Below are 16,791 nucleotides of genomic sequence, written 5' to 3' on the forward strand. Positions count from 1 at the left end.
GTCCGTCCCAACGATTCGAGAATGCCCGTGCCCCACTGCACCGTCACAGAGGCCATCGCGGCCTTCGCCCGCGGCGAGATCGTGGTCGTCACCGACGACGACGACCGCGAGAACGAAGGCGACCTCGTCGTCGCCGCCTCGCTCTGCACGCCGGAGAAGATGGCGTTCATCATCCGCAACACCTGCGGCATCGTCTGCGCGCCGATCACCCAGAGCGAGGCGCGGCGCCTGCACCTCGCCCCGATGGTCGCGTCGAACGACGCGCCGCTGGGCACGGCCTTCACGGTCACGGTCGACGTCAAGCACGGGCTGACGACCGGCATCTCGGCGGAGCAGCGCTGCAACACCGTGCGGGCGCTGGCCAACGGCAACATGGGCGCCGGCGACTTCGTGCGGCCCGGTCACGTCTTCCCGCTGATCGCCCGCGACGGCGGCGTGCTCATGCGCTCGGGCCACACCGAGGCCGCCGTCGACCTGTGCCGCCTCGCCGAGCTGCCGCCCGTGGGCGTGATCTGCGAGCTCGCCAACGACGACGGCACTGTCATGAAGGGGCCGCAGATCGAGACCTTCGCCGAGAAGCACGGCCTCAAGCAGGTCTCGGTGGCTGACCTGATCGCCTATCGGCAGGCCCGCGATCGTCTGGTGGAGCGGGTCGGACACTTCCCGGTGCGCTCGAACCACGGCGACCTGAACGCTTACGTCTTCTCGACGCCCTTCGAGTCGATCCAGCAGTTCGCGTTCGTGATGGGCGAGATCGGCGACGGCCGCGACGTGCTGGTGCGCCTGCACCGCTCCAACGTCGCTGCCGACGTGATCGGCGGCGGCAAGCAGATCGACGCCGTGCTCAAGCGCTTCGCGGCGGCCGGGCGCGGCGTGCTGGTCTATCTCCGGGACGGCACCGCGGGTGTCCCCGTCAAGAGCGTCACCGACGAGGGCACGGAGGCGCTTCGGGCGCGGCAGTGGCGCGAGGTCGGGCTCGGCGCCCAGATCCTGCGCGATCTCGGCGTGGTCTCGATCCGCAACCTCGCCACCTCGTCCCGCTCCTATGTCGGCCTCTCGGGCTTCGGTATCGAGCTCCTGGGCGACGAGCCCCTGGAGGGCTGAGGCCCGGAAGAACGCCCCGGTCAGACGCGGCGCAGGACGGTCCAGAATGCCGCGCCGGCCATGATCGCCGCGGCGCCGCGGTTCAGCCGCGCGCGAAAGGCCGGCCGCCGGAGAGACTCGCGCGCCCGCGCCGCCAGCGCCGCGTAGGGCGTCATCACGGCGAAGAGGATCGCGGCCGTGATGACGACGAGGCTGACGCAATCCCCCGCCGTCACGCCGCGCAAATCGACGAGCGTTGGCAGGATCGCGAGGTAGAAGACGATCGTCTTCGGATTGCCCAAGGTGATGGTCAGCCCGGCGACGAAGCTGGTCCACGGCCGGTCCCGCGATTCCCCCTCGACCCGGGCTGCGGCTCCGGCCACGCGCCAGAGCCGGAACGCCAGGTAGGCCAGGTAGAGCGCCGCGCCGTAGCGGACGACGACGAAGACCGCCCCGAGCGCCTCCGCGATCAGCGACAGGCCGAAGATCGCGGCGGCGAGATAGGTCAGGTCGCCGAGGATCAGGCCGAGCGAGAAGGCCATCGCGGCGCCGAAACCCGCGCCCAGGGCCCGGGCAACGAGGGCGACGACGCCGGGCCCGGGGATCGCGGCAGCGACCCCGAGGGCCAGCGCGTAGGTCAGGAAGCCCGCGAGCGTCATCGAGCGGTGCCCGCGGCCGGGACGGGAATGCTCCGCAGGGGTGGGCGCAGACGGCTCCGTGGCGGCATGGCGGCGATCTCCTCCGAGACGCCGATTATCGCCTGCCGCCGGACGACCGCAACGCAGCCGCCGTCAGCGGCCCATCAGCGCGTCGACGTGGGCGGCCACCGACTTGCCGAGCCCCTCGAGGCTGTAGCCGCCTTCGAGGATCGAGACGACCCGGCCGCCCGCGCAGCGCTCGGCCAGGTCCATCAGGCGGCGGGTCGCCCAGCCGAAATCCTCGGCCTCCAGCCGCAGGTTGGCGAGCGGGTCCAGCCGGTGCGCGTCGAAGCCGGCGGAGATCACGATCACGTCCGGCCGGAACGCCTCCAGGCGGGAGAGGATGCCGGTCTCGAACGCCTCGCGGAACACCTCGCCGTCGTCGTTCGGCCGCAGCGGTACGTTGACGATCGTGTCCTTCTCACCCCGCTCGGACGGCGATCCGGTCCCGGGATAGAGCGGCATCTGGTGGGTCGAGCAGTAGAGCACCGAGGCGTCGTTCCAGAAGATGTCCTGGCTGCCGTTGCCGTGGTGGACGTCCCAGTCCACGAGCGCCACCCGCTCGGCGCCGTGCTTCTTCCGGGCGTGCAGGGCCGCGATGGCGGCATGGTTGAACAGGCAGAAGCCCATCGCGCGGGTCCGCTCCGCGTGGTGGCCGGGCGGGCGCATGGCCACGAAGGCGTTGCGGCACTCGCCGCCGACGACGGCGTCGACGGCGTGCATCCCGCCGCCCACGGCCCGCAGCGTCGCCTCCAGGCTGCCCGCCGACAGGATCGTGTCGGAATCGATGCCGACCATGCCGTGCTCGGGCACCGCCGCCACCAGCGCGTCCACGTACGCGCGCGGGTGCGCGAGCGTGACGGCCTCGATCTCGCCCCGGGGCGCCGTGGCCCGCACGAGGCCCGCGAAGCGCTCGTCCTCCAGGGCCCGCTCCACCGCGCGCATCCGGGCCGGTCGCTCCGGATGCCCCTCGGGGACCTCGTGATCGAAGCTGGCGGGATGGCTCACGTAGAGGGTGGTCACGAGGGTCGCTCCCGGGATGCTCGCCTGTCGCGCACCGGCAACAGGAGCCGGCAATGTGCCACGGGCCCAACGCGCGGACTACGGCGGGGTGCCGTTGCCCCCTTATGGTTGCGTGATTCTTCCACGGGACGGACCCGGATCGGCGATCCGCGCGCCCCGTCCGCGGCCGCGACGACCTTCGAGGCGGGATATGCGCATCATCTCGGGACTCGGCTGCGCCCTGCTGCTGGCGGGCTGCACCTTCAAGGGCGTGCCCGATCCGGCGCTCTCGGCCCGCGACGCCGAGTACATGGCCCTGGTGCCCGAGGCCGAGTTCGATCCGCACTTCGCCCGCTACGAGATCGCCGACCCGACCCGGGAAGCGCCCGGCACGATCGTCGTCGAGACCAAGGAGCGCCAGCTCTACCTCGTCCTGCCGAACGGCCGGGCGATGCGCTACGGGGTGTCGGTGGGCGACGAGGCGTATGGCTGGACCGGCACGGCCCGGATCGACCGCAAGGCGGAGTGGCCGGCCTGGAACCCGCCGGCCGAGATGATCCGGCGCTGGCCGCACGTCCACGCCATGCAGGGCGGCCCGATGAACCCGCTCGGCGCCCGCGCCCTGTACCTGTCGGATCGCGGTCGGGACACGCTCTACCGGATCCACGGCACGAACGAGCCCGAGAAGATCGGCCAGGCGGTCTCGTCGGGATGCATCCGGATGCGCAACATCGACGTGGTCGACCTCTACAACCGGGTGCTCGTGGGAGCCACGGTCATCGTCCGGTAACGCAACCGGTCAACGTCCCAATAAGCCTGCTTGCTCGGGGGGTGTTTACCTGAACTTCCGTTCAGATCTCGCCATTAACCTCTGGAAGGGGAGCGGTCCCGTAAGTTGAAGACACACAGGGACTAGAGCCGACCGCAACAAAGGTCGGGGAGGCAGGCGATCATGACCACCATTTCCGTTCAACAGTTCTGCAACCATGCTGTCTCGGCCGGCACGATCAGCGACGAGGACCTGCTCGTCCTGAAGCGCGAGGTTCTCCCGGACGGCCTCATGAACCGCGAGGAGGCCGACCTCCTGATCGCCCTCGAGCGGGCGGTGATCGGTTCCGACGCCTTCGCCGACTTCCTGGTCGCCTCGGTCGTCGACTTCGCCGTGTGGGGCTCGCGCCCCACCGGCTACATCGACCGCGACGTCGCCGCGTGGCTCGCCGCCTCGCTCAGCGGCCGCGACGGTCCGAGCGCGGTGGGTGCCCGGATCGCCATGGAAGTCGTCCGCGAGGCCGAGAGCAGCGCCGAATCACTGGTGGCCTTCGCCCTCGAGGCCAACCGTCGCGCCCGCGACACGGTCCAGGCCCCGCGCATGACCTTCGCCCTGGCCGCCTGAGCCTCAGACCAAGGCGCAGCTTCCGTCCGCGGCGCAACTGATCTATCGGGACAGTCAAGCCGGTGCGCAATCCGGCGATCTCGAAAGCAGTGCGCCAGCGATGTTCGACAAGATCCTGATTGCCAACCGGGGTGAGATCGCCTGCCGGGTGATCAAGACGGCCCGGAGGATGGGCATCAAGACCGTAGCGGTCTACTCGGATGCCGATCGCGACGCCGTGCACGTCGCCATGGCCGACGAGGCCGTGCATATCGGGCCCGCTGCCGCCTCCGAATCGTACCTCGTGATCGAGAAGATCGTCGAGGCCTGCAAGAAGACCGGCGCCCAGGCCGTCCATCCGGGATACGGCTTCCTCTCCGAGCGCGAGGCCTTCCCGAAGGCGCTCGAGGCCGCCGGAATCGTTTTCATCGGCCCCAACCCGGGGGCCATCGCCGCCATGGGCGACAAGATCGAGTCGAAGAAGGCGGCCGCCGCCGCCGAGGTCTCGACGGTTCCGGGCTTCCTCGGCGTGATCGAATCACCCGAGCACGCCAGGAAGATCGCCGACGAGATCGGTTACCCGGTGATGATCAAGGCCTCCGCGGGCGGCGGCGGCAAGGGGATGCGCATCGCCTACTCGGGCGAGGAAGTGGCGGAGGGCTTCGCCCGCGCCAAGTCGGAGGCGGCCTCCTCCTTCGGCGACGACCGCGTTTTCATCGAGAAGTTCATCACCGACCCGCGCCACATCGAGATCCAGCTGATCGGCGACAAGCACGGCAACGTCGTCTACCTCGGCGAGCGCGAGTGCTCGATCCAGCGCCGTAACCAGAAAGTGATCGAGGAGGCGCCGTCGCCGCTCCTCGACAAGAAGACCCGCCGCAAGATGGGCGAGCAGGCCGTCGCGCTCGCCAAGGCGGTGAACTACGATTCGGCCGGCACGGTCGAGTTCGTCGCCGGGCAGGACAAGTCCTTCTACTTCCTGGAGATGAACACCCGTCTGCAGGTCGAGCATCCAGTCACCGAGATGATCACCGGCCTCGACCTCGTCGAGCTGATGATCCGCGTCGCGGCCGGCGAGAAGCTGCCGATCACCCAGGACGACGTGAAGCTGAACGGCTGGGCGGTCGAGAGCCGCGTCTACGCCGAGGACCCGACCCGCAACTTCCTGCCCTCGATCGGTCGGCTGACCACCTACCGTCCGCCGGAGGAGGGCCAGCAGGGCACGGCGATCATCCGCAACGATACCGGCGTGGAGGAGGGCGGCGAGATCGCCATCCACTACGACCCGATGATCGCCAAGCTGGTCTCCTGGGCGCCGACCCGGGCCGAGGCGATCGCCGCGCAGGGCGAGGCCCTCGACGCCTTCGCCATCGACGGCATCCGCCACAACATCCCGTTCCTCTCGGCGCTGATGGCCCATCCGCGCTGGCAGGAGGGTCGGCTGTCCACAGGCTTCATCGCCGAGGAATTCCCCGAGGGTTTCACGGCTCCGGAGCCGGCCGGCCCGGTGGCGATCCGCATGATGGCGGCGGCGGCGGCGATCGACCACAAGCTCAACCAGCGCAAGCGCGGCATCTCCGGGCAGATGCGCGCGCCCGGCCTCTTCGCCTTCGAGCGTGAGCGCGTGGTGATCCTGGCGGGTCACTCCTTCCCGGTGACGGTCGAGCCGGAGGGCGAGGACATCCTCGTCACCCGCGACGACGGCACGGCGCTCACGGTGGCGAGCGCCTGGCGCCCGGGCGAGCCGGTCTGGATCGGCACGATCGGCTCGGAGCGCGTGGCGATCCAGGTGCGCAGCCTGCTCAACGGCGTGTTCCTGCAGCACGCCGGCGCGGCCGCCGAGGCCCGGGTCTACACCCGCCGCGAGGCGGAGCTCGCCGCCCTGATGCCGGTGAAGGAGCAGGCCGGCTCGGGCAAGCAGGTGCTCTGCCCGATGCCCGGCCTCGTGAAGCAGATCCTCGTCACCGAGGGCCAGGAGGTGAAGAACGGCGAGCCGATCGCGGTCGTCGAGGCCATGAAGATGGAGAACGTCCTCCGCGCCGAGCGCGACGCGACGGTGGGGAAGATCCACGCCAAGGAGGGCGACAGTCTCGCGGTCGACGCGGTGATCCTGGAATTCGCCTGATCGCGGGGCACGCGTCGCGCTCGCGGCCGTGACGGCGGTTCACAACGAGCAGACCAAGCTGCTGGCGACGGCGCTGAACAACATCGCGGTTGCCTACGTCGTCATCGGCTTCGTCACGCCGATGACGGCCGCGAGCTTCGGTGTGCCGAGTGCACCGGCGCTGCGCGTCGAGAACGCGATCTTCACGCTCGTTCGGCTGGGGACCGGCTGCGCACTACATGACGGCGCGAGGCGTGCCCTCCGGAGCCTGAAGCCGTGAACTACAACTGGATCTTCGTAACGTTCGGCATTCCGGCGATCACGCTGGCGATCGCCTACGCGGCCGTGCGCGCGAACGAGCGGGCCGCGCGGCGCCTCGATCCTCCCGCGGGCGAGTAGGCTCTCACAGCTCCGGCATGCCCCTCTATTTCGCCTACGGCGCCAACATGGATGCCGCCGCGATGGCGCTGCGCTGCCCGGTTTCGCGGCTGATCGGCGGCGGACATCTGCCGAACCACCGCTTCATCATCATGCGCGAGGGCTACGCGTCCGTCGTGCCCGATCGAAGGCGCACCGTCTGGGGTGTCCTGTGGGAACTCGCTCCCGACGACATCCCGGCCCTCGACCGCTACGAGGGCGTCGCCGGGGGTCTCTACACCAAGGCGGCGCTGCCGGTCCGCACCGGGGAGGGCGTCAAGCGCGCCCTGATCTATCGCGGATGCTCGACGGCGCCCGGGCGTCCGAGGCCCGGGTACCTGGAGGCGGTCGTCGCGGCGGCGCGCGCGGCGCAGCTGCCGCCCGCCTATCTTCGGGAACTCGGCACCTGGGCCCGCGGCCTGCCCGCCTGAGCGTCGCGCAGTTGGTACGCGACATGCTTGCCCACGAGCGAGCTGGAGGGCGAGCGGCAGCACCGCGCCCGTCCGGCCATCCGTGATTGCGCGGCGCGCCCGTCGGTCAACGACGATCGGCGTGCGTTCGCGAGGGAGAGTTGTGCATGTCGTATCTGGCGCCCGCCGATTTCGTGAAGAAGGCCGTCGATGCCGGTGAGGCGAAGGTCTTCATGGCTACCAAGGACACGTTCATCCGAGCCTACATGGCCGGCGCGATCCTGGCGCTCGCCGCCGCCTTCGCGGTGAGCGTCAACCAGGCGACCGGCCAGCCGCTGGTCGCGGCGCTGCTGTTCCCGGTCGGCTTCTCGATGCTGTACCTGCTCGGCTACGACCTGTTCACCGGCGTCTGCGTGCTCACGCCGCTCGCCCTCATCGACAAGCGCCCCGGCGTCACCGTGGCCGGCGTCGCCCGCAACTGGGTGCTGGTCTTCTTCGGCAACTTCGCGGGCGCCCTGACCACCGCGGTGATGATGTCGATCGTCTTCACCTTCGGCTTCGCCACCGAGCCGAACGCCGTCGGCAAGCTCATCGCCGGGATCGGCGAGGCGCGCACCCTCGGCTACGAGAAGTACGGCGCCTCGGGGATGCTGACGCTCTTCGTCCGCGCCATGCTGTGCAACTGGATGGTCTCGACCGGCGTCATCGGCGCCATGCTGTCGACCTCGGTGCCCGGCAAGGTCATCGCGATGTGGATGCCGATCACGGTGTTCTTCTTCATGACCTTCGAGCACTCGGTGGTGAACATGTTCCTGTTCCCGTCGGCGATCCTCATGGGCGGCCACCTGACGGTGATGGACTACCTGCTCTGGAACGAGATCCCGACGCTGATCGGGAACATCGTGGGCGGCATCGCCTTCACGGGCCTGATGCTCTACTCCACGCATGTTCGCACCGGCGCGACGCGGACCCCGGCCCTCGGCGCCGGCATGCGTCGCCCGATCGCGGCCGAGTGAGGCCATCCCGGCCCGCGCCGCCGGCGCGGGCCCATCCAGGCGAGACCGCGCCCGCATGAGCGAGACCCGGACGATCTCCGTCATCGTCACCGGTCGCGTCCAGGGCGTGTCCTACCGGGCCTGGACGCAGTTCGAGGCCCGCGCCCGCGGCCTCGCCGGCTCCGTGCGCAACCGCGACGACGGCACGGTCGAGGCGGTCTTCAGCGGCGCGCCGGAGGCCGTGGCGGAGATGGCGGCCCTGTGCCGGTCGGGTCCGCCGGGTGCGCGCGTGACCGACGTGGCCGCGCGGGACGGCGGCGACGTGCCGCGCGACGGCGAATTCCGGATCCTGCGCGACTGAGATCGCCGCCGCGGGTTCAGCGCGCGCCCGCGGACTGGTATGGCGGACGGCCCCTTCGCGTATCCGCCATCCGGAGACCATGACCGACCTGTCCGCCGGCAGCGCCGCCTTCTCGCATCTCGATCTCGCGGCGCTGCTTTACTTCGTCCTCGCCTGGATCGCCTACGGCCTGTCCGTCGGCCGGCTGCGCGGCAGGATGGTCTCCCTCAGCCAGATCATGAACGGCCACCGGGCCAACTGGGCGCGCCAGGTCATCGGCCGCGACAACCGGGTGGTCGACACGCAGATCAACGCCTCGCTGCAGAACGGCACGGCCTTCTTCGCCTCGACCTCGCTCATCGCCCTTGGCTCGGTCCTGACCCTGTCGCGCTCCGGGGACGACGTCCTGAATCTGTTCGCCACGCTGCCCTTCGGGACGGTGGCCAATCGCCTGACCTGGGAGCTGAAGGTCGCCGGCCTCGCGCTGATCTTCGTCTACGCGTTCTTCAAGTTCGCCTGGGCCTACAGGCTGTTCAATTATACGGCGATCCTGCTGGGCGCCGTGCCGCACAAGGGGTCCGGCACGAGCGACGTCGAGATGCTGCGGGCGGTGCGGCGGCTCGCGGCCATGAACGTCAGCGCCGGGCGGCACTTCGCCCGCGGTCAGCGCGCGTTCTTCTTCGCGCTGGCCTATCTCGGCTGGTTCATCAGCCCCTACGTGCTGTTCGTCTCGACGACGGCCGTCGTGATCATCATGTGGCGCCGCCAGTTTGCCTCGGAGATCCGCAAGGCGCTCCTCGAAGCCGGGGAGGGGCCTCACGAGGGACCGCTCGAGGCGCCGCTCCTGTCGCCCGCCGAAGAGGCCCGCACATGACCGACCCACGACCCGACGACGCCGCGATCGAGACGGCGATGCTGCGCCTCGTGGCCGAGCGCGGCGCCGACAAGACCGTCTGCCCCTCGGAGGTCGCCCGCGCCCTCGGCGGCCCGCACCCGGACGGCTGGGGCCCGCTGATGCAGCCGGTCCGCCGGGTCGCGGTGCGGCTCGCCCATGCCGGGCGGATCGCGATCCTGCGGAAGGGGAAGCCCGTCGACCCGGACGATTTCCGCGGGATCTACCGCCTGTCGCTGCCGGCCTCCGATGCGGCCTCGGAAGCCCCCCTGGAATCCGGTCCCGGCAGCCAGTCCGGCGTGTAGCCGGACAGGCGGTAGGCGACGAGGCCGATCCACTCCTTCACGGCCAGGTCGAACTGGAGCAGCCCGTCCGACGCGAAGCCGTGGAAATGCGCGACGTCGCCCCAGCCGCGGGTCCGGTAATCCACCGGGAAGGCATCCACCGCGAATCCGGCCTGGCGGAAGCAGCCGACCGCCCGGGGCATGTGCCAGGCCGAGGTCACGAGCAGCCAGCGCTCGCCGGGCTTCGGCTGCACCAGGGCCGCCGAGAAGGCGGCGTTCTCGTGGGTGTTGCGCGAGCGGTTCTCCAGGATCAGGCGCGTCCGCGGAACGCCGATCACGTCCGCCTGCCGGCTCACGATGTCGGCTTCGGCCATACCGCCCGCGATGAAGCCGCTGCCGCCGGAGAAGACCAGCCGCGCCGCCGGGTAGCGCCGGGCGAGGTCGGCGAGATAGATCGGCCGCTCGCCGGCATCGTTGACGATGATCTGGCGACGCGTCTCCGAGAGGCCCGTCTCGATGCCGCCGCCCAGCACGATGATCCCGGCCGGAGCCGGCCCGTCATCCGGATAGGCGGGGAAGCGCTGCTCGAGGGGGATCAGGGCCACGTCCGACAGGGGCGCCAGCCCGGCCGCGCCGAGCAGCAGGGTGCCGAGCAGCGCCAGACCGAGGCCGGCCCTCCGCCACCGCGTCACCGCCGCGACGGCGATCCCGAGCAAGATCGCGAAGATGCAGAAGTTCGACGGGGTGATCAGGAAGAAGATCACCTTCGAGACGGGGAAGAACACGGTGCTCAGGCCGGCTTCGTGTCGGCCTCGAACCGGGCGAGCGCCGCGGCGTCCGGCGGAAGGAGACTCGCGAGGTCGGCGCCGCGCTCGACCTCGCGCTGGATCCAGAGATCGAGGCGCTGCTGCTCGACGGCCTCCAGGGCGACCCGCTCGGCGAGCGCCGCCGGCACGGCGACGAGGCCGCTCAAGTCGCCGACCAGGATATCGCCGGGATGGATGGCGGCGCCGCCGCAGGCGACGCGCTCCTGCGTGCCGACCAGGGCCAGGGCCCCTGTGGCCGCGGCCGGCCGGCACCAGGCGGGGAGGCCTATCTCCTCGGGCAGGGCCGCGTCGGTGATCAGACCGACGGCGCCGCGCTGGGCGAGGCGTGCCGCCAGGATCGCTCCGAAGGGCAGGGCGAGGGCGGAGGCCGCAGCATCGATCACGACCACGGCGCCTTCGGGGACGGCATCGATGGCCGCGGCGAGATCGCCCGCGGCGTCGTCGCGGGCCGGGATCATCCGCATCGTGTAGGCGGGCCCGACCACGGTTCCGCTCCCCCGCGCCGAGAGCCCGTGCGGCGTGCAGGCCTTCACCCCGGCCCGCGCCAGGGCGCGGGCGAGGCTCGCCGGTGTCACGGCGGAGAGCGCATCGCGCAGGGTCGGGTCGATCGCCATCGGGGGCTCCGTGAAAGGCCGGTCCCGGTCCGGGCGGCGCGGTCGGGGAAGGTGGATCGCGCGGGCGTGCCGGCAAGGCTCCGGGCGCCCGCGGCGGCCGTCAGGCGATGGGCTCGCCGAGCGCCCGGGCGGCGCCGGGCCGGGCGGCGATCCGGTCGTACCAGCGCCGCAGCGCCGGGCGCTCGATCCGCTCGGCCGGAAGGTTCAGCCAGCGATGCGCCGCGCAGCCGAGGGCGATGTCGGCGATGCCGAAGCTGTCGCCGACCGCGTAGGTCCGGTCCGCGAGATGGCGGTCGAGGATCTCCGCCATGGCCTCGCTCTTCTTCAGCGATGCGGCGATCAGGCCGCGGTCCGGATCGGCCGCGCGGTAGAGCTGCCAGAAGGCGTCGCGCATGGCCGGCGTGAAGCTCGTGGCCTGCCAGTCGAGCCACTGCTCCGCGTGGGCGCGCGCCCGGGGGTCAGCCGGCAGGGCCAGGGCCGGGCTCACCGCCGCCAGGTAGCGGAGGATCGCGTTGGATTCCCACAGGACGAAGCCGTCCTCCTCCAAGGTCGGGACGAGGCCGTTCGGGTTCATCGCGCGGTAGCCGGGGTCGTCGACGACCCCGTGGGCGCCGCCGGCCTCGACCCGCTCATACGACAGGCCCGTCTCGTCGAGTCCCCACACCGCCTTCTGCACGTTCACCGAGGTGAGGCGACCCCAAAGCCTGCGCATAATCGAAGAGTCTCCGTCACGCCTTCGGCGGGTAGGCGTGGTCCTGCCCGCCCGGATCGGTCACGCGCACCCCGTCTGGGGTGTCGCGCAGGTAGCCCGGTCCGATCGGCACCTTGCCGTGGCCGCCGGGAATGTCGAGCACGTAGGTCGGCTGGGCGAGGCCGGAGAGGCGGCCGCGCAGGGCGCGCATCAGCGCCTGCCCCTCGGGCATGTCCGTGCGCAGGTGGGCCGTCCCGGGGGCCAGGTCGCCGTGGTGGAGATAGTACGGTTTGATCCGGTTCTCGACGAGGACGCGCATCAGCGCCTCGAGGATCGCGGCCTCGTCGTTGACGCCGCGCAGGAGCACCGACTGGCTGACCAGTGGAATGCCGGCATCGACCAGGCGGGCGCAGGCGGCGCTGGCGGCGGCGGTGAATTCCCGCGGATGGTTGGCGTGGACAGCGACGAAGACCGCGCGCCCGAACCGCTTGAGCGCTTCGACGAGGGCGTCGGAGACGAGATCGGGCTTCACCACGGGCACGCGCGTGTGGACCCGCATGACCCGGACATGGGGGATGGCGGCGAGGCGCTCCGCGATGGCGCCGAGGCGGCGCGGCGAGAGCGCGAACGGGTCGCCGCCGGTGAGCACCACCTCCCAGATCCGCGGATCCTGCGCGATGTAGGCGAGGGCGGCGTCGAGTTCTGCGTCGGTGAGGGTCCCGAGCCCGTCGGGTCCGACCATCTCCCGGCGGAAGCAGAAGCGGCAGTAGACAGGGCAGATGTGGAGCGGCTTCAGCAGCACGCGGTCCGGGTAGCGGTGCACGATCCCCGTCACCGGGGCGTGGGCGGCGTCGCCGATCGGGTCGGCGCGCTCCTCCGGCGTCGCCACGGCTTCCGCGGCGCGGGGCACGAACTGGCGGCCGATCGGGTCGTCGGGGTCCTGCGGGTCGATCAGCTCGGCCATGTCGGGCGTCACCGAGACCGCGTAGCGCGCGAGGACGGCGCCGAGGGCCTCGGCCTCCGCCCCCGAGATCAGGCCGGCGGTGAGGAGGTCGTCCGCGCTGCGCAGGACCCGGTTCATGGCCGCGTCTCCGCCACAGGAGTCCAGATCACGTCCTCGACCCGGGTAGCCCCGCAGGCCAGCATCGCCAGGCGGTCGAAGCCCAGGGCGACTCCCGACGCCTCCGGCATGACGGCCAGCGCCGCGAGGAACTCGTCGTCGATCGGGTAGCGCTCGCCGTAGACCCGCTGCTTCTCGGCCATCTCGGCCTCGAACCGGCGGCGCTGCTCCGCCGGGTCGGTCAGCTCGCCGAACGCGTTGGCCAGCTCGACGCCGCAGGCGTAGAGCTCGAACCGCTCGGCCACCCGCGGGTCGTGCGGCGCCGGACGGGCGAGGGCGGCCTCGCTGATCGGGTACTCGCACAGGATGGTTGGGCGGCCGAGGCCGAGATGCGGCTCGATCCGCGCGACGAGAACGCGGGAGAACAGGTCGGCCCAGGTATCGTCCGGGGCGACCCGGAGGCCGGAGGCCGCGACGGCGGCGGCCAGAGTCTCGCGGTCCGTCTCGCCGCCCGGCGCGACGCTCGTCAGCAGGTCGATCCCGGCGAAGCGGTCGAAGGCCTCGGCCAGGGTCAGGCGCTCCGGCTCGGCGAAGGGATCCGTCTCCCGGTCGCGGAAGGTGAAGCGGCGGGCGCCGGCGGTCTCGGCCGCGCCGGCGAGCAGGTCGGCGCAATCCGCCATCAGCGCCGTGTAGGGGTCGCCGGCGCGGTACCACTCGAGCATCGTGAATTCGGGATGGTGCAGCGGCCCGCGCTCGCGGTTGCGGAACACCCGGGCGACGCTGAACAGCCGCGTCTCGCCCGCGGCCAGGAGCTTCTTGCAGGCGAATTCCGGCGAGGTGTGCAGGTAGAGCGGCGTGCGGGCGCCGCTCGCGCCGATGGCTTCCGTGGCGAAGGCCGACAGATGCGCCTCGTTGCCGGGCGAGACCTGCAGGCAGGCGGCCTCGGCCTCGACGAAGTCGCGGTCCGCGAACCACGCGCGGAACGTCGCGAGGACGCGGTTGCGCAGGATCAGCGCCGGGCGCCGGTCGGCGTGACGGCCGGCCGACCACCAGGGGGAGGCGGGTCCGCTCACGACCGGCCTCCGCGCCGGGGCGGGACCGGCCGGCTCCGACCGGGACGCGTCGCGTTCTGGAGCACTCTCATCCTCGGACCTGACTGGCTCCGGGCCGCGGAGACGCACCGCGGCCGATGCCGGTTGCCATCGACGGTCCACGCCCGCCCGCTGGCAACCGCGGCGCAGATGCGATAGTGGCGGGGTCCGAGATGCAGCGCCCGCGCTTGGCGCGTGCCGGCCCCCATGTCAATGCAGGACGCAATTCCGTGAAGGTGATCGCCTCAACGCTCCGTAAGGGCAACGTCGTCGAGAAGGACGGCAAGCTCTACGTGATCCTGTTCGCCGAGAACATCCACCCCGGCAAGGGCACCCCGGTGACCCAGCTCGACATGCGCCGGATCACGGACGGCGTGAAGGTGTCCGAGCGCTACCGGACGACCGAGCAGGTCGAGCGCGCCTTCGTGGAGGATCGCGAGCACACCTTCCTCTACAGCGACGGCGAGGGGTTCCACTTCATGAACCCGGAGAACTACGAGCAGATCGCGGTGCCGCAGGACGTGGTCGGCGACGCCGCCCCGTACCTTCAGGAGGGCATGGCGGTGATGCTCTCCGTCCATAACGGCGTCCCGCTGACCATCGAGCTGCCCCAGCGCGTCACGCTCGAGGTCGCCGAGACCGAGCCGGTCCTGAAGGGCCAGACCGCCTCGTCGTCCTACAAGCCCGCGACCCTGTCGAACGGCGTGCGCACGACCGTGCCGCCCCACATCGCCGCCGGCACCCGCGTCGTCGTCATGACGGCCGACGGGTCCTACGTCGAGCGCGCCAAGGACTGATCCGGTCCGCGCCGGCGACCAACCCTGCGAGGTCGGTCGCCGCGTTCAGCGCGCGGATCGCGCGGCGGCCTCCAGGGTGGCGTAGCAGCCCTGCGAGATCGCCTGCGCGCGCAGGCGCTCCGTCCCACTGAAGGGGCGACCATCCTCCCGGAACAGGTCCTCGCGGAGCAGCGCCTCCGAGGTGCAGCGGGCCGCGATGCGGCAGAGCGGCGGCTCGCCGCCGGTGCGCGCGCAGATCGTCACGTAATCGGCGCGGAACGCCCGCAGCCCGGCGCGCGGATTGGCGCCGACCACCGTGACGAGCCCGGTCAGCAGCGCCAGCAGCAGCGGCTGGTGGATGAGGTAGATCGCGAGGCTGTGCCGGCCCGCGAAGGTGGCGGCGCGGCCGAGCCGCGTGCGCGGCGCCCAGGCTCCCAGCCGCGACCGGGCGAGCCGCGGCAGGGCCAGACGACCCAGGACGATGCCGGCCAGCACCAGCCCGAACCAGGGGAAGAGCGGCACGTAGTCGTTCGTCCGCGGCACCACCGAGCCGAGGCCGAGGAAGAACAGGGCCGGCGCGTCGAGGACGGGCGCGTGCACCACGTGCGGCGCGGCGAGCACGGCCGCGGCCGCGACGGCGGTGACCGGGACCGGCAGGAACAGGAACGGCAGCCCGAGCAGGCTCGAGACGGCGATGCAGTGGAGCACGCCGAAGAACACGAAGGCGTCCGGGAACATGACCCAGGTGCCGAGGGTCACGAGGAGCGCCGCCCCGCCGATCCGCGCGAGCCGCAGCAGCGTCGGTCGAAGCCGGACCCCGCGCCCGTTCATCAGCACGAGGCCGATGCCGACCAGGACCAGGAAGGTGCCGGCAATCGCCTCGGCGGCGTGCCGCCCCGTCGGCGTCAGCGCGTAGTTCTCCGCGGTCAGCCGCAGGTGACCGAGATCCCAGAGCGTGTGGTAGCTCGCCATCGCCATCAGGGCGGCCGCCCGCGCCGCGTCGATGACCGGCAGGCGGCGCCGCTGCGAGGCGGGCGCGACCGGGGGGGCGGCGACGGGACGGTCGAGGGTGACGTCAACGGACATGATGGTGCACCCAAACCATGTCGGGGCCGCCCTTTCCATCGCGCCGTGCAAGGGACGCTCCGACCGAGCCCGAAGCGGGTGCGTCGACTCTCGGAAACGTGAACGCCCACGCGGCGTGCGCTGGAGTGCCGGGAGGGAGAGCCGGCATCCGGAAATCCCCTCGGCAGCCCCGACGCTTAAACGCCGGTTTCGCCCGAGCCTGCGACCGATCGACTGTTGCGGCCCCGCCTCCTTGCGCCAAGATTGCAACTTGGCGTCACTGTTCTGCCGGCCAAATGGGCTTCCCGGACATCAGGACTTCGTTAATCTTGCTGGGAGAGCGCGCGGCGTGATTCGGTGTAGGTTGCTCGGCCATGTCTGACGAACGCGGATCCGGGCCGGAGAACCCCGAACGGGGGATTGTCGCCCGAACCGGCGAACTGGGTCAGCACGAGCATGAGGCGCTCGACCTCGTCGAGGTGGCCGGCCGCATCAAGTGGTTCGACGTCTCCAAGGGTTTCGGGTTCATCGTGCCCGACGACGGTGCGCCCGACATCCTGCTCCACGTCACGTGCCTGCGGCGCGACGGCTACCAGGCGGCCAGCGAGGGCGCCCGCATCGTCGTGGAGGCCGTCGAGCGGCCCCGCGGCTGGCAGGCCTTCCGGGTCATCTCCCTCGATCAGGCGACGGCGGTGCATCCCTCCGAGTTGCCGATGCCGCGCACGCACGTCACCGTGACGCCGACCAGCGGGCTCGAGACCGCCGTCGTGAAGTGGTTCAACCGCCTGCGCGGGTTCGGATTTCTGACCCGCGGCGACGGGACGCCGGACATCTTCGTGCATATGGAGACGCTGCGGCGCTACGGGATCGCCGAGCTGAAGCCCGGCGAGTCCGTCCTGGTGCGCTACGGTGACGGCTCGAAGGGCGTGATGGCGGCGGAGGTGCGGCTGATCGACGGGACGATGCCCGCGTCCCATTGAGGCCGCGTTTCCCCGGCCCGGCATACCCCGTCCTATCTCCTTGTCGATGCTCGGAAAATCCGGAGCCGGATTCCCCTTCGGCATGTCCTG

Annotated in this window: 21 protein-coding genes; 13 read left to right on the top strand and 8 right to left on the bottom strand. The window is 71.3% G+C overall.

Features of this window, described 5'->3' with window-relative positions; all coding sequences use genetic code 11:
• The first annotated feature begins 27 nt into the window (after positions 1-27).
• Positions 28-1,104, top strand: a complete 1,077-nt coding sequence (gene ribB / locus ACLBYG_RS10080) for a 3,4-dihydroxy-2-butanone-4-phosphate synthase (RefSeq protein ID WP_042675272.1) — start codon at positions 28-30, stop codon at positions 1,102-1,104.
• A 20-nt stretch (positions 1,105-1,124) separates the two neighbouring features.
• Here ribB and ACLBYG_RS10085 read toward each other — a convergent pair whose 3' ends face one another.
• Complete coding sequence (locus ACLBYG_RS10085; protein ID WP_447681378.1) at positions 1,125-1,742, bottom strand: LysE family translocator; 618 nt, start codon at positions 1,740-1,742, stop codon at positions 1,125-1,127.
• Positions 1,743-1,874: 132 nt separating this feature from the next.
• Positions 1,875-2,804 (bottom strand): histone deacetylase family protein, encoded by a 930-nt coding sequence (locus ACLBYG_RS10090; RefSeq protein WP_447681379.1) that lies wholly within the window; start codon positions 2,802-2,804, stop codon positions 1,875-1,877.
• Positions 2,805-2,994: 190 nt separating this feature from the next.
• On the opposite strand from ACLBYG_RS10090, the gene ACLBYG_RS10095 reads away from it, so the two are divergent.
• From ACLBYG_RS10095 to ACLBYG_RS10140, 10 genes are all read left to right on the top strand, one after another.
• On the top strand, positions 2,995-3,573 hold the full coding sequence (locus ACLBYG_RS10095) for a L,D-transpeptidase (RefSeq protein WP_447681380.1): 579 nt from the start codon (positions 2,995-2,997) through the stop codon (positions 3,571-3,573).
• Positions 3,574-3,735: 162 nt separating this feature from the next.
• Positions 3,736-4,176, top strand: a complete 441-nt coding sequence (locus ACLBYG_RS10100) for a hypothetical protein (protein WP_020092054.1) — start codon at positions 3,736-3,738, stop codon at positions 4,174-4,176.
• 100 nt (positions 4,177-4,276) lie between these two features.
• Positions 4,277-6,280, top strand: a complete 2,004-nt coding sequence (locus ACLBYG_RS10105; protein WP_056528777.1) for an acetyl-CoA carboxylase biotin carboxylase subunit — start codon at positions 4,277-4,279, stop codon at positions 6,278-6,280.
• A 28-nt stretch (positions 6,281-6,308) separates the two neighbouring features.
• Positions 6,309-6,539, top strand: a complete 231-nt coding sequence (locus ACLBYG_RS10110; protein ID WP_447681381.1) for a hypothetical protein — start codon at positions 6,309-6,311, stop codon at positions 6,537-6,539.
• Entirely contained in the window at positions 6,536-6,658 is a 123-nt protein-coding gene (locus ACLBYG_RS10115) for a hypothetical protein (protein WP_447681382.1), read from the top strand. The genes ACLBYG_RS10110 and ACLBYG_RS10115 overlap by 4 nt, the downstream gene beginning before the upstream one ends.
• A 17-nt stretch (positions 6,659-6,675) precedes the next feature.
• A complete protein-coding gene (locus ACLBYG_RS10120; protein WP_091676826.1) occupies positions 6,676-7,107 on the top strand; it encodes a gamma-glutamylcyclotransferase family protein in 432 nt (143 codons plus the stop codon).
• Positions 7,108-7,253: 146 nt separating this feature from the next.
• Entirely contained in the window at positions 7,254-8,102 is an 849-nt protein-coding gene (locus tag ACLBYG_RS10125; protein ID WP_020092058.1) for a formate/nitrite transporter family protein, read from the top strand.
• 55 nt (positions 8,103-8,157) lie between these two features.
• Entirely contained in the window at positions 8,158-8,442 is a 285-nt protein-coding gene (locus ACLBYG_RS10130) for an acylphosphatase (RefSeq protein WP_447681383.1), read from the top strand.
• Positions 8,443-8,521: 79 nt separating this feature from the next.
• Complete coding sequence (locus ACLBYG_RS10135) at positions 8,522-9,295, top strand: DUF599 domain-containing protein (protein WP_020092060.1); 774 nt, start codon at positions 8,522-8,524, stop codon at positions 9,293-9,295.
• On the top strand, positions 9,292-9,618 hold the full coding sequence (locus ACLBYG_RS10140) for a DUF3253 domain-containing protein (RefSeq protein WP_056528788.1): 327 nt from the start codon (positions 9,292-9,294) through the stop codon (positions 9,616-9,618). The genes ACLBYG_RS10135 and ACLBYG_RS10140 overlap by 4 nt, the downstream gene beginning before the upstream one ends.
• Here ACLBYG_RS10140 and ACLBYG_RS10145 read toward each other — a convergent pair.
• The 5 genes from ACLBYG_RS10145 to epmA all read right to left on the bottom strand — a co-directional run bounded on the left by ACLBYG_RS10145 (position 9,537) and on the right by epmA (position 13,862).
• Positions 9,537-10,382 carry a YdcF family protein gene (locus ACLBYG_RS10145; protein ID WP_447681384.1) on the bottom strand — a complete coding sequence of 282 codons (846 nt, stop codon included), beginning with the start codon at positions 10,380-10,382 and terminating at the stop codon, positions 9,537-9,539. The two genes, ACLBYG_RS10140 and ACLBYG_RS10145, sit on opposite strands and share 82 nt — an antisense overlap.
• Positions 10,383-10,387: 5 nt before the next feature.
• A complete protein-coding gene (locus ACLBYG_RS10150) occupies positions 10,388-11,038 on the bottom strand; it encodes an RraA family protein (protein ID WP_447681385.1) in 651 nt (216 codons plus the stop codon).
• Between the two features lie 100 nt (positions 11,039-11,138).
• Entirely contained in the window at positions 11,139-11,750 is a 612-nt protein-coding gene (locus ACLBYG_RS10155) for a glutathione S-transferase family protein (protein WP_447681386.1), read from the bottom strand.
• A gap of 16 nt (positions 11,751-11,766) precedes the next feature.
• On the bottom strand, positions 11,767-12,810 hold the full coding sequence (locus tag ACLBYG_RS10160) for a lysine-2,3-aminomutase-like protein (protein WP_132366662.1): 1,044 nt from the start codon (positions 12,808-12,810) through the stop codon (positions 11,767-11,769).
• Complete coding sequence (gene epmA / locus ACLBYG_RS10165) at positions 12,807-13,862, bottom strand: EF-P lysine aminoacylase EpmA (protein WP_447681387.1); 1,056 nt, start codon at positions 13,860-13,862, stop codon at positions 12,807-12,809. The genes ACLBYG_RS10160 and epmA overlap by 4 nt, the downstream gene beginning before the upstream one ends.
• A 191-nt stretch (positions 13,863-14,053) precedes the next feature.
• Here epmA and efp point away from each other — a divergent pair, with 191 nt between their 5' ends.
• A complete protein-coding gene (gene efp / locus ACLBYG_RS10170) occupies positions 14,054-14,677 on the top strand; it encodes an elongation factor P (protein ID WP_199778764.1) in 624 nt (207 codons plus the stop codon).
• Positions 14,678-14,722: 45 nt separating this feature from the next.
• On the opposite strand, the gene ACLBYG_RS10175 is transcribed toward efp, so the two are convergent.
• Positions 14,723-15,742 carry a heparan-alpha-glucosaminide N-acetyltransferase gene (locus tag ACLBYG_RS10175; RefSeq protein ID WP_447681388.1) on the bottom strand — a complete coding sequence of 340 codons (1,020 nt, stop codon included), beginning with the start codon at positions 15,740-15,742 and terminating at the stop codon, positions 14,723-14,725.
• A 353-nt stretch (positions 15,743-16,095) separates the two neighbouring features.
• Here ACLBYG_RS10175 and ACLBYG_RS10180 point away from each other — a divergent pair, with 353 nt between their 5' ends.
• Positions 16,096-16,701 (top strand): cold-shock protein, encoded by a 606-nt coding sequence (locus tag ACLBYG_RS10180; RefSeq protein ID WP_447681389.1) that lies wholly within the window; start codon positions 16,096-16,098, stop codon positions 16,699-16,701.
• Positions 16,702-16,791: the final 90 nt, after the last annotated feature.

The sequence above is a fragment of the Methylobacterium sp. D53M genome, from assembly GCF_053345625.1.